At 66.9% G+C, this 12,731-nt stretch carries 9 protein-coding genes; 8 read left to right on the top strand and 1 reads right to left on the bottom strand.

Features of this window, described 5'->3' with window-relative positions; genetic code table 11:
• Positions 1-8: 8 nt before the first annotated feature.
• Positions 9-902 (bottom strand): PAC2 family protein, encoded by an 894-nt coding sequence (locus tag ACQP0C_RS24150; RefSeq protein ID WP_433723352.1) that lies wholly within the window; start codon positions 900-902, stop codon positions 9-11.
• A 145-nt stretch (positions 903-1,047) separates the two neighbouring features.
• Here ACQP0C_RS24150 and metH point away from each other — a divergent pair, with 145 nt between their 5' ends.
• From metH to hisG, 8 genes are all read left to right on the top strand, one after another.
• Positions 1,048-4,644 carry a methionine synthase gene (gene metH, locus ACQP0C_RS24145; RefSeq protein WP_433723350.1) on the top strand — a complete coding sequence of 1,199 codons (3,597 nt, stop codon included), beginning with the start codon at positions 1,048-1,050 and terminating at the stop codon, positions 4,642-4,644.
• A gap of 621 nt (positions 4,645-5,265) precedes the next feature.
• On the top strand, positions 5,266-7,002 hold the full coding sequence (locus tag ACQP0C_RS24140) for a serine/threonine-protein kinase (protein ID WP_433723348.1): 1,737 nt from the start codon (positions 5,266-5,268) through the stop codon (positions 7,000-7,002).
• Between the two features lie 19 nt (positions 7,003-7,021).
• On the top strand, positions 7,022-7,693 hold the full coding sequence (locus ACQP0C_RS24135; RefSeq protein ID WP_433723346.1) for an HAD family hydrolase: 672 nt from the start codon (positions 7,022-7,024) through the stop codon (positions 7,691-7,693).
• Between the two features lie 206 nt (positions 7,694-7,899).
• Positions 7,900-8,763 (top strand): HalD/BesD family halogenase, encoded by an 864-nt coding sequence (locus tag ACQP0C_RS24130; protein ID WP_433723344.1) that lies wholly within the window; start codon positions 7,900-7,902, stop codon positions 8,761-8,763.
• A gap of 10 nt (positions 8,764-8,773) precedes the next feature.
• Positions 8,774-9,610, top strand: a complete 837-nt coding sequence (locus tag ACQP0C_RS24125) for a class I SAM-dependent methyltransferase (protein ID WP_433723342.1) — start codon at positions 8,774-8,776, stop codon at positions 9,608-9,610.
• Positions 9,607-11,418 (top strand): choline/carnitine O-acyltransferase, encoded by a 1,812-nt coding sequence (locus ACQP0C_RS24120; RefSeq protein WP_433723340.1) that lies wholly within the window; start codon positions 9,607-9,609, stop codon positions 11,416-11,418. Before ACQP0C_RS24125 ends, ACQP0C_RS24120 begins: the two co-directional genes overlap by 4 nt.
• 88 nt (positions 11,419-11,506) lie before the next feature.
• Positions 11,507-11,788 (top strand): phosphoribosyl-ATP diphosphatase, encoded by a 282-nt coding sequence (locus ACQP0C_RS24115; RefSeq protein WP_354960458.1) that lies wholly within the window; start codon positions 11,507-11,509, stop codon positions 11,786-11,788.
• Between the two features lie 43 nt (positions 11,789-11,831).
• Complete coding sequence (gene hisG / locus ACQP0C_RS24110) at positions 11,832-12,683, top strand: ATP phosphoribosyltransferase (RefSeq protein WP_433723338.1); 852 nt, start codon at positions 11,832-11,834, stop codon at positions 12,681-12,683.
• The last annotated feature ends 48 nt before the right edge of the window (positions 12,684-12,731 follow it).

The following is a 12,731-nucleotide window of genomic DNA, read 5'->3' as shown; positions in this document are numbered from 1 at the left end:
CGAGCCGATTACAGCCCGAAGCTGCCCGGACCCCGCCTGCGCAGGTACTTTTCGAACTCGGCCGCGATCGCGTCGCCGTCGATCTTGGCCATCGCGTCGTGCAGATCCACGGCCGCGTCGCCACGTTCCTCCAGCGAGCGCACGTACTCGCTGATCTCGTCATCGCCCACCGTCATCTCGTTGACGGCGGTCTCCCAGTCCTCGGCCTGCTTGGGCAGCTCGCCGAGCGGCACCTCGATATCGAGCACGTCCTCGACGCGATGCAGCAGCGCGATGGTCGCCTTCGGATTCGGCGGCTGTGAGACGTAGTGCGGTACGGCCGCCCAGAACGATACGGCGGGCACGCCCGCCTTCACACACTGATCCTGCAGCACACCGGTGATTCCGGTCGGTCCCTCGTAGCGGGTCTGCTCCAGGCTGAACCGCTCGGCGGCCTCCTTGCTATAGGCCGATCCGGTCACCGGGACGGGGCGGGTATGCGGGGTATCGGCGAGCAGCGCGCCGAGGATGACGACGGTCTGCACACCCAGCTGTTCGATGAACTCGAGCAAATCCCCGCAGAAGCTGCGCCAGCGCATATTGGGTTCGATACCACGCAGCAGCACCACGTCGCGGTCGCTGCCGGGCGGGGAGCAGACCGAGAGCATGGTGGAGGGCCACTGGATTTCCCTGGTGACACCGTCGACCTGACGTACCGTCGGCCGGTTGACCTGGTAGTCGTAGTAGTCCTCGGAGTCGAGTTCGGCCAGCGGCTCGGCATCCCAGATCAATTCCAGATGCTCGACAGCGCCGCTTGCCGCATCACCCGCGTCGTTCCAGCCTTCGAAGGCGGCGACCAGCACAGGATCCCGCAATGTGGGCAGTTCCGGCTCGGGTGACACCGGAGGTTCACTGGAGTTCACCTCGGTCAGCCTACGGCGTGTGAGCACGTGGCGTTGAATTTGCGCGGTCGGCGCGGCACCGGGTGTTCACCTGTCTGGGCAGGTGTGGCCCCCGACACCGCCACAGTGGTTCGGCATGTCTTACCGGCCCATTACGCTTGATCACATGTCTGCGTCCAGCTCCGCCGCGTTCGATACCACGCTTCTCGACACGCTCCGTCGGCGTGTCGTCATCGGCGACGGTGCGATGGGCACAATGTTGCAGGCAGCCGAGCTGACGTTGGACGACTTCCGCGGCCTGGAAGGCTGCAACGAAATCCTCAACGACACCCGCCCGGACGTGCTGCGCAGCATTCATCGCGCCTACTTCGAGGCCGGTGCGGACGCCGTCGAGACCAATACCTTCGGCTGCAATCTGCCGAACCTCGCGGACTACGACATCGCCGACCGGATCCGCGATCTGTCCGAACGCGGCACCCGGCTGGCCCGTGAGGTAGCCGACGAGATGGGTCCCAGTGCCGACGGCACCCCGCGCTACGTGCTCGGCTCGATGGGCCCGGGCACCAAATTGCCGACGCTGGGTCATGCCCCCTATACCGCCCTGCGCGATGCCTACACCGAGGCGGCGCTCGGCATGCTCGATGCGGGCGCGGATGCCATTCTCATCGAAACCTGCCAGGACCTGCTCCAGGTCAAGGCCGCGGTTACCGGCAGTCAGCGCGCGATGGCCAGGCTGGGTCGGCGGATTCCGATCATCACCCACGTCACCGTGGAGACCACCGGAACCATGCTGGTCGGTAGTGAGATCGGTGCGGCGCTCACGGCGCTCGAGCCGCTCGGCATCGATATGATCGGACTGAACTGCGCCACCGGCCCGGATGAGATGAGCGAGCATCTGCGCCATCTGTCCCGGCATGCGACGGTTCCGGTTTCGGTCATGCCGAATGCCGGTCTGCCGGTGCTCGGCGCGAACGGTGCGGAATATCCGCTGAGCCCCGAAGAGCTCGCGATCGCGTTGCGCGGCTTCGTCTCCGAATTCGGACTGGCCCTGGTCGGCGGCTGCTGTGGTACGACGCCGGAGCACATTCGCCAGGTGACCGCGGCGGTGCGCGAGGTGGAGCCGACGCTGCCGCCGCTGGACGCACGCCGCGAACCGGTGCACGAGCCGAGCGTATCGAGCATGTATTCCGCGGTGCCGTTCGAACAGGACGCCTCGATCCTGATGATCGGTGAGCGCACGAATGCCAATGGCTCCAAGGCGTTCCGCGAGGCCATGCTCGCCGAGGACTGGCAGAAGTGCCTCGATATCGCCAAGGACCAGACCCGCGACGGCGCGCACATGCTCGACCTGTGCGTCGACTACGTCGGACGCGACGGAACCAAGGACATGTCGGCGCTGGCGGCGCGACTGGCGACGGCCTCGACCCTGCCGATCATGCTCGACTCCACCGAAACCCCCGTGCTGCAGGCCGGTTTGGAGCATTTGGGCGGTCGCTGCGCGGTCAACTCGGTGAACTACGAGGACGGCGACGGCCCCGAATCCCGGTTCCAGCAGACGATGAAGCTGGTCGCCGAACACGGCGCCGCGGTGGTCGCGCTGACCATCGATGAGGAGGGTCAGGCCCGTACCGCCGAGAAGAAGGTGGAGATCGCCGAACGGCTGATCGCCGATATCACCGGCAACTGGGGTCTGCGGGAAAGCGACATCATCATCGATACGCTGACCTTCACCCTCGGCACCGGTCAGGAGGAGTCGCGGCGCGACGGCGTCGAGACCATCGAGGCCATTCGACTGCTCAAGCAGAAGCATCCGGACGTGCAGACCACCCTCGGCCTGTCCAATATCTCCTTCGGCCTCAATCCGGCCGCGCGCCAGGTGCTGAACTCGGTGTTCATGCACGAATGCGTCCAGGCCGGACTGGATTCCGCGATCGTGCACGCCTCCAAGATCCTGCCGATCGCGCGCATTCCGGAGGAGCAGCGCGAGACGGCGCTGGATCTGGTCTATGACCGCCGCAGCGCGGACTACGACCCGCTGCAGAAGCTCATGTTCCTGTTCGAAGGGGTGTCGGCCTCATCGTCGCGGGCCTCGCGTGCGGAGGAGTTGGCCGCGCTGCCGCTGTTCGAGCGGCTGGAGCGGCGGATCGTCGACGGTGAGAAGGCCGGTATGGAGGCCGATCTCGATGCCGCCATGACCGATGTGCCGCCGCTGCAGATCATCAACGAGACGCTGCTGTCGGGTATGAAGACGGTCGGCGAACTGTTCGGATCCGGCCAGATGCAGCTGCCGTTCGTACTGCAGTCCGCCGAGGTGATGAAGGCCGCGGTCGCCTACCTGGAGCCGCATATGGAGGTCACCGACGACAGCGGTAAGGGTCGCATCGTGCTGGCCACCGTCAAGGGCGATGTGCACGATATCGGCAAGAACCTGGTCGACATCATCCTGTCGAACAATGGCTATGAGGTCGTCAACCTCGGCATCAAGCAGCCGATCGCGACCATTCTCGACGCCGCCGTCGACAAGAAGGCCGATGTGATCGGCATGTCCGGTCTGCTGGTGAAGTCGACCGTGGTGATGAAGGAGAACCTGGAGGAGCTCAACGCCAAGGGTGTCGCCGACCAGTTCCCGGTGCTGCTCGGCGGTGCCGCACTGACCCGCGCCTATGTCGAGAACGACCTCACCGAGGTCTACCAGGGCGATGTGCACTACGCCCGCGACGCCTTCGAGGGCCTGCGGCTGATGGACGACATCATGACGCGCAAGCGCGGCGGCGGAATCGATCCGGACGGTCCGGAGGCGATCGCCGAACGCGAGAAGGCGGCCGAGCGCAAGGCGCGCCACGAGCGCTCAAAGCGGATTGCCGAACAGCGCAAGGCGGTCGAGGTGCCGGTCGAGGTGCCCGCGCGCTCCGATGTGGCCGCCGATCTGCCGGTCGCGGTGCCGCCGTTCTGGGGCACCCGGGTGGTGAAAGGCGTTTCGCTGCACGAGTATTCGGGGCTGCTCGATGAGCGCGCGCTGTTCCTCGGCCAATGGGGTCTGCGCGGCCAGCGTGGCGGTGAGGGGCCGAGCTATGAGGAACTGGTGGAGACCGAGGGGCGGCCCCGCCTGCGCCACTGGCTGGACCGGCTGTCCACCGAGAACGTGCTGCAGCACGCGGCGCTGGTATACGGATATTTCCCCGCGGTCTCCGAGGGCGACGATGTGATCGTCCTGACGGAGCCGCATCCGGACGCGCCGCAGCGATACCGGTTCACCTTCCCGCGTCAGCAGCGCGACCGCTTCCTGTGCATCGCCGACTTCATCCGCTCGCGCGAACACGCCCGCGAAACCGGTCAGGTCGATGTGCTGCCGTTCCAGCTGGTCACCATGGGTCAGCCGATCGCCGACTTCGCCAATGAGCTGTTCGCGGCCGACAATTACCGCGACTACCTCGAGGTGCACGGCATCGGTGTCCAGCTCACCGAGGCGCTCGCCGAATACTGGCACCGCCGCATCCGCGAGGAACTGGTGCTGGAAGGACATTCGGTCGCCGACTCCGATCCGTCGGATGTGCTCGAGTACTTCAAGCTCGGCTACCGCGGCGCCCGCTACTCCTTCGGCTACGGCGCCTGCCCGGACCTGGAAGACCGTGCGAAGCTGGTGGACCTGCTGGAGGCCAACCGCATCGGCGTGGTGCTCTCCGAAGAGCTGCAGCTGCACCCGGAACAGTCGACGGACGCCTTCGTCCTACTGCACCCGGAGGCGAAGTACTTCAACGCCTGACGGATTCGGTCGGACCGGGTGGACGATAAACCGTTGCCGCGGTAACCATCCGGTCGCCGAAACGGTGGTCGGCCCGCCGCGCCCGGCGGAAGTATGCGCTCCCGAGGACGGTCGTCCGAGCGGTGATGCGCCGATGGTCGCCGAATATGCGTCGGTGGATCCCATCGCGCTCGGCCTGGATAGCCGGGTCCGCGGGCGCCGGTTGATCGACGTCGACGCCGCGGGGCGCGGTTGGGCGACACCGATCGGTCCGTTTCCGATCCGAATCGGTTATCCGACCGGTCGCGAGGATGTGATCCTCACCGCAGGGAACTGCGCTCGCTCGATGGCTTCAGGGCCTTGATTACCTGGTGATATGTGAGATCAATGGCGGTGGAAAAGGCGGCGCGCCGCGACACGACGGCCCGCGACGCGCGGGCGTGCCCCAACGGCCGCACCCGCCTGACCTGGGGTATCGGCTTCGGGTGCGCGTGGCGGTGGATGGATGTCGGTTGGGTATGACAAAGTCGGAACTGTTGGTACTGCATCCGGGGCAGTCGGCGGATGCGAGCGTCCTGCTGCAATTCGGGTGCAATGTACTTCGGCGCGTAGCATTTTCGACGATTTCCGCTTACGCGCGGAGTGCGAGATGGCTCGGCGGGCAAGCAGGAGGGGCTCAACACCATGACGGCGGACCGGTTGATCGCTGGACGGTATCGGCTGACGGATCCGATCGGCACGGGTGCCATGGGTGTCGTGTGGCGGGCCACCGACGTTCGGCTGCGCCGCACGGTCGCGGTGAAGCAGTTGCTGCTCGGGCCGGGGCTGTCCCGGACGCAGGCGATGGAGGCCAAACTGCGCGCCATGCGCGAGGGGCGCATCGCCGCGCGACTACACCACCCCAATGCGATCACCGTCTTCGATGTCGCCGAGGAGGACGGCCAGCCCTGGCTGGTCATGGAGTACATGGACGCGCCGAGTCTGGCCGCGAAGCTGTCGGGCAAGCGCACACTCGCGCCGACCGAGGTGGCACGCATCGGCGCCCAGGCCGCTGGCGCGCTGGCCGCAGCACACGCCGCGGGCATCATGCACCGGGACGTGAAACCGGCGAACCTGCTCGTCGGCGACGACGGCACGGTGAAGATCACCGACTTCGGCATCTCCCGCGCCGTCGGCGACGTGACGGTCACCGCGACCGGATTTCTGGCCGGCACCCCGGCCTACCTCGCGCCGGAGGTGGCGCGCGGCGAGAATCCGGAACCGGCCTCCGATGTTTTCGCGCTCGGCTGCACGCTGTACGCGGCGGTCGAGGGCAGCCCACCCTTCGGCGATGGGGACAACGCGCTCGCCGTGCTGCACGCGGCGGCGCGGGCGCAGGTGCCGCCGCCGCAGCACGCCGGAGACCTCGGTCCGGTGCTGATGCGATTGCTGTCCGCCTCGATCGACGCCAGGCCCAATATGCGCGAGGCGAAGGAGGCGCTGGAAGCCGTCGCGGCGGGCCGCGCCCCGGCGCTGGTGAGCACGCCGGCGACGACGAAGGTCATGCCAGCGCCGGGTGCGGCGACCGACGTCGACGCGGGCGCGACAACGGTACTGAACAAGCCGGGCACCGGCCCGGCGGCCGCGGCCAGGGAGGCGGTCGCCGCCGCACCGTCCGGCCCCGCCGCACCGGCGGTCACCGTCGCACCGCCGCCCGCGCCGCCGAGGTCCGGTAGCACCGTGCCCGGCGGTGGCGGCGGCGCGGAACAGAGTCGCGGCAGACTGATCGCGGTGGCGGCGGCCGCGGCCGTCGCGGTGCTGGTACTGGTCGCGGTGCTCGTGTCGTCGCTGAAGAACGACGACCAGGGCGGGACCGCGGCCAGCTCCTCGACGTCGGCGCCCGCGGTGAACAATCCGGAGACCGGCCCACAGTCACCGATCGCGAACCAACCGGGTCAGCCCGAGCAGCAGGCCCCGGCGACCACCGCGGCGCCGAGCACGCAGCCGAGCGCCACGGCCCAGCCGACGCCGACCTCGTCGGCCAAGCCGTCGACCACCGTGCCACCGACGACCGTCACCACCCCGTCCGGCCCCGCAACCCCGGATCGGATCTCCCAGTTCATCTACGGCTATTACGGGAGCCTGCCCGGCAATGTGCAGGGCGCGTGGTCCGAGCTCACGCCCGCCTATCAGGCCCAGACCGGCGGCTTCGGGTCCTATTCGCAGTTCTGGTCCACCGTCCGCTCGGTGAGCGTGGGCGCGGTCACACCGAACGGCGAGAACCGTGCGGTCGTCTCGCTTACCTATAGCCTGAAGAACGGCTCGACCACATCGGAGAACCGGTGGATCCAGGTCTCGTCGGATAACGGGCGATTGCTGATCGCCGCTTCGGGTTTGTAGAGGTAAGGAGACGAATCGGGTGACGGCGCGACTTGCCGGTGTGCTGTGGGATATGGACGGCACACTGCTCGATTCGGAGAAGCTGTGGGATATCGCGGTGCGGGAGCTGGCGCGTGCGCATGGCCATGAGATGAGCGATGAACTCCGGCATGCGCTGATCGGCGCATCGGGGCCGAACGCACTGCGGCTGATCTTCGACGGCCTCGGCATCGATGCGACACCGGAGGCGGTGCGCGCCGCGGGCGAATTCATCGAGCGGCGGGTGACCGAGTTGATGGCGGGCCCGATCCCATGGCGTCCCGGTGCGAAGGATGCGCTGTCGATGGTGCGCACCGCGCGGCTGGCGACCGCCTTGGTCACCAACACCAAGCGCTCGCTTACTGAATTCGGGCTGGATACCCTCGGTCGTGACTTCTTCGACGTATCGGTCTGCGGTGACGAGGTCGAGCACGGCAAGCCCGCGCCCGAGATCTATCTGCGCGCCGCCGAACTCCTCGGCGTGCACCCGCGAGACTGTGTGGCACTGGAGGATTCGCCGACCGGCGCGGCTGCGGCCACCGCGGCGGGCTGTGCGGTGATCGTGATCCCGTGTGAGATAGCGGTTTCGGATGCGCCGGGTCGGGTATTCCGTGATTCGTTGGTGGGGTTGACCATCGACGATCTGGAAGACGCTCTGCGCGTTCGAGGTTGAGCCGCGCATCTGGCCGAACGGGGCCGCATCGGGACCGATCATGATCGCTCGGACCCACTGTTGTGCACCGACACTCCCGACCTCGGCATAGCGAGAGTTACTGTGCCGCAACGCAAGTGCGCGCTGATAGTAGATGTGATGGTAGTCACCGGCAACTTTATCGAATCCCCGGGCGTGTCGTCGGCCGCTGCACCAAAATTTACGCCATGGCAGCGACGAGTGTCCTGGACGAGATCGTCGATACGGCACGGTATCCGCTGGCGGATCCGAACGGCGAAGCTTGGCGAGCGGCCGTGGCGCACGCCCGCGCCGAACTCGCCGACGGCGGCTGCACGGTGCTGCGCGGGTTCATCCGCCCGGAGCTGATCGAGACCCTGCGCGCCGAGGGCGAGGCGATGGCCCCGGATGCGCACTATCGGGTCGAGCGGGTCAACGCCTACAACATTCCGCTGGATACCGAACTGTCGGAAGACCATCCGGGGCGCATCGTGCTCGAACGCGGCAATGCGTTCGTCCCGCGCGACCGCATTCCGCTCGACGCGCTGATCCACCGGCTCTACACCAATGAGCTGTTCCAACGCTTCGTCGCGGACTGTTTCGGGCTGGCCGAACTGCACGAATTCGCCGATCCGCTGGCCGGACTGTGTCTGAATGTGGTGGCGCCGGGCATGTCGCATCCCTGGCATTTCGACACCAACGAATTCACCGTCAGCATGTTGACCCAGCCCGCCGAGACCGGCGGCGGCTTCGAATACTGTCCGAATATCCGTTCACCCCACGCCGAGCAGTTCGACGATGTGCGTGACGTGCTCACCGGATCCGGTGCGCGACTCGTCCGGCGCCTCGAGCTGCGACCCGGCGACCTGCAATTGTTCCAGGGCCGCTTCTCACTGCACCGCGTTTCACCGGTCGAGGGCGGCACGGCACGGCATTCGGCGATCTTCGCCTATACCGATCGGCCCGGTGTCATCGGCACCGTGGAACGCACCCGCCAGCTGTTCGGGCGGGTGCTGCCCGATCATCTAGCCGCCGCGGCCGACGCCGTCCGTGGCGATCGGTTGCTCGACTGAGAGGGACGACATGCCAGTGCCGTTGCACACGACCGGGAAAGCTTCCTTCGACGACATCTACGACCGTCCTGATCCGCGCGAGTACTACGCCCGGATGTCCGAATTGGATTACCGCATACCGGAACTGGCGAAACCGTTCTTCCAGCAACAGATTCGGGAGTACCGCGCATCCGCGCGCGTGGACGCCCCGACCGTGCTCGACATCGGTTGCTCCTATGGCGTCAACGCGGCCCTGCTGCGCTTCGACACGACCATCAGCGATCTGGCCGAGCATTACCGCACGGCCGAGGATGTCGACCAGACCGCGCTCATCGCCCGCGACCGCGCCCGCCTCGACGACCGCGACCAACTCCCCGGCGTCCGCTTCATCGGCATGGATGCCGCCCGCCCCGCGCTGTCCTATGCACACGCCGCCGGATTCCTGCACGACATGGTGCACGCCGATCTGGAGGCCGCCGACCCGACCGATGAGCAACGCCGTACGCTGGCGGCCGCGGATATCGTCATCTCGACCGGTTGTGTCGGATATGTCACCGAGAAGACGCTGGCGCGTGTCGCACTCGCGCACCCGCGTCGACGGCCATGGATGGCACACTTCGTATTACGCATGTTCAGTTTCGAGCCGATCGCCGCGGAACTGGCCGCGCTCGGTTACCGCACCGAGCAAGCCCCCGGGGTGTTCGAACAACGTAGATTTGCCTCCGACAGTGAACGCACCCAGGTGCTGAATACCTTGGCCACCAACGGTGTCGACACCGATGGCCAGGAAAGCACAGGCTGGCTGCTGGCCAACCTGTACATCTCGCGACCACTCCCGAAATACGCCGACCCCGAGGACTCGCATTGACCGAACGCACCTTCGCCGCCGAGGACCACCTGCCCCGGGTGCCCCTGCCGACGCTGGAGGACAGCTGCGAGCGGTTGCTGCAGTGGTGTGCTCCACTGCTGACCGCCGACGAATTCACCACCACCGAGGCCGCGGTAGCCGACCTGCTGCGCGCCGACGGACCCGGCCGGAAGCTGCATGCGGCGCTGGCCGAATACGATGCCACCCCGGGCGTCGGCAGCTGGCTGGATCTATTCTGGCCATCCCGCTACCTGGGCCGTCGCGATCGCATCGCGCTCAACGCCAACTTCTTCTTCCTCTTCCGCGATGACACCCCACTGGCCGGCTCCACCGGCGCGTCGCAGGTGGAGCGCGCGGCCGGGATCATCGCGGCCGCGGTCGATTACAAGTTGGCCCTCGATGTCGAGGCGATCGCGCCGGTCACCCAGCGCGGTCAGCAGCTGTCGATGTGGCAGAACAAATACCTGTTCTCCGAGACCCGGATTCCGGGGGAGACGCAGGATTCCGTGCGGGTGCCCTACAGCGACGAATGGCCCGGTCCCTCGGATGCCCGGCATATCGTGGTGTTCTTCCGCGGCAGCATGTTCCGGATGGATGTGATCGGCCCGGATGGTGTCCCGTATGCGTTCGACGATCTCGCAGACGGGCTGCGCGCGGTGCTCAAGGCCGGTGCGCGCTCGGCCCGCACCGATACCGCCGTCGGGCATCTGACCACCAAGGCGCGGGCCGAATGGGCCGCCAGTAGACAGGTCTTGCGCGCCGAACCGGCCAATCTAGCCGCGCTGGACAGCATCGAGACGGCGCTGTTCTGCCTGTGTCTGGAGGACTTCACCCCGCGCGACGAACTGCAGGCCTGTGACCAGCTGCTGCACGGCGACAGTGCCAACCGCTGGTTCGACAAGGCGGTATCGTTCATCGTCTTCGGGGACGGACAGGCGGGCATCAATGTCGAGCACTGCGGGCTCGACGGCACCACCATCCTGTCCTTCGTGGACACCCTGTTGCAGACCCCCGCCGCCGAACACGCCACCCGGTCCGGGGCACAGCCGCAGGGATTGCCCGCGGTCGAACAGATCGAATTCGTCCTCGATGCGTCCCAGCGTGCCGATATCGCCGCGGCGGGCGCGGCATTCGCCCACTACGCGGCCGAGAATGCCACCGCGACAGTATCTTTCGATTTCGGCACGACGTGGGTCAAGCAGCTCGGCATCTCACCGGACGCCTTTGCCCAGCTGAGTTATCAACTGGCGCACCGGCGCAGCAAGGGGCTGACCGGAGCCACCTACGAATCCATCGCCACCAGGCAGTACCGCAATGGCCGCACCGAGGCCATGCGCGTGGTGACACCGGAGATGGTGGCCTTCGTCGACACGATGCAGGATCCGTCGGCCGCCGATGCCGACCGGCTCCGCGCCGCGCTCAGCGCCGCGGGCGCGCACGTCGACCGCGCCAAACAGTGCCAGGCCGGTGACGCGCCCGAACAGCATCTGTGGGAGCTGGAGTGGATCCAGCGTCGCCGCGGTGCCGAACTCGGCGTCACCGAACCGATCCCGCTGTACACCAGTCCCGGCTGGACGATCATGCGCGACGACTACCTGAGCACCAGTTCGGCACCGTCGGTCAATATCCGCTACTTCGGTTTCGGCTCGACCAGCCCGAAATGCATCGGCATCGCCTATGTGCTGCTTCCGGACCGGTGGAACCTCTACCTGGCCACGCCGAGGGCGGTCGCCAACGAGATGTACACCTTCGCCGACCACCTGCGCACCGCCGTCGCCGACCTGCAGGCCCTGCTCGCCGGAGCCTGACTCGCCGTACCGCATCCCCGTCGCCCGACATCGTGGGCGACGGGGATGTCCTGCGTTATGGGCCGGAGCAACAGCCCCGCACACGGGTCTGAAACAATGGCTCATCGTGAAGAACTTCGAAACCCTGTTCGCCGAGCTGCAAGATCGTGCGGTCACCCGCCCCGAGGGATCCGGGACCGTGGCGGCATTGGACGCGGGCGTGCATTTCCAGGGCAAGAAGGTGCTCGAGGAGGCCGGGGAGATCTGGCTGGCCGCCGAGCACGAGGGCGACGAAGCGCTCGCCGAGGAGATCTCGCAACTGCTCTACTGGGTCCAGGTGCTGATGGTGGGCCGCGGGCTGAAGCTGGAAGACGTGTACCGACATCTGTGACGGCGCGTCGATCCGTAGTTTTTCTTCCCGAAAGGACTCAACCATGCTGCGCGTCGCAGTCCCCAATAAAGGCGCACTCTCGGAATCGGCCACATCGATCCTGGCCGAGGCCGGTTACCGCAAGCGCACCGATGCCCGCGATCTGACCGTTCTCGATCCGGCCAACCAGGTCGAATTCTTCTTCCTGCGGCCCAAGGACATCGCCATCTACGTCGGCTCCGGTGAGCTCGATCTCGGCATCACCGGCCGTGATCTGGCGCTGGATTCCGGTGCACCGGTGCAGGAACGGCTCGCGCTCGGCTTCGGCCGCTCCACCTTCCGCTACGCCGCGCCGGCCGGGCGCGAATGGAAGGTCGAGGATCTCTACGACAAGCGCATCGCCACCTCCTATCCGAACCTGGTGCTCGGCGACCTGCAGCGGCGGGGCATCGAGGCCGAGGTGATCCGCCTCGACGGTGCCGTCGAGATCTCCATCCAGCTCGGGGTCGCCGACGCCATTGCCGATGTGGTCGGTTCGGGCCGCACCCTGCGCCAGCACAACCTGGTCGCCTTCGGCGAGACGCTGTGCGATTCGGAGGGTGTTCTCATCGAGCGCACCGGCTCGGACCAGCAGGAACGGGTCCGCAACCAGCTCATCGCGCGCATCCAGGGCGTCGTCTTCGGCCAGCAGTACATCATGCTGGACTACGACTGCCCGAAGGAATTGCTGGAGGAGGCGGTCAAGATCACGCCCGGCCTCGAATCGCCGACGGTCTCCCCGCTGGCCGATCCGGGTTGGGTCGCCATTCGCGCGATGGTGCCGCGCAAACAGGGCAATGAGGTGATGGACCGGCTCGCCGAACTCGGCGCGAAGGCGATCCTGGCCTTCGATATTCGGTCCTGCCGCGCCTTCTGACACGCTTCGAGCTGACTCGGCCCCGTCGGTCGGCGGGGCCGAGTCTTT

The organism is Nocardia sp. CA-129566 (assembly GCF_050956075.1).
Classification (GTDB): domain Bacteria; phylum Actinomycetota; class Actinomycetes; order Mycobacteriales; family Mycobacteriaceae; genus Nocardia.
This window is presented reverse-complemented; position numbering and strand designations above follow the sequence as displayed.

Bases quoted from the DNA above. Each gene is read 5' to 3' on its own strand.
- metH (WP_433723350.1), top strand. From the start codon at position 1,048: ATGTCTGCGTCCAGCTCCGCCGCGTTCGATACCACGCTTCTCGACACG.
- ACQP0C_RS24130 (WP_433723344.1), top strand. From the start codon at position 7,900: ATGGCAGCGACGAGTGTCCTGGACGAGATCGTCGATACGGCACGGTAT.
- ACQP0C_RS24125 (WP_433723342.1), top strand. From the start codon at position 8,774: ATGCCAGTGCCGTTGCACACGACCGGGAAAGCTTCCTTCGACGACATC.
- hisG (WP_433723338.1), top strand. From the start codon at position 11,832: ATGCTGCGCGTCGCAGTCCCCAATAAAGGCGCACTCTCGGAATCGGCC.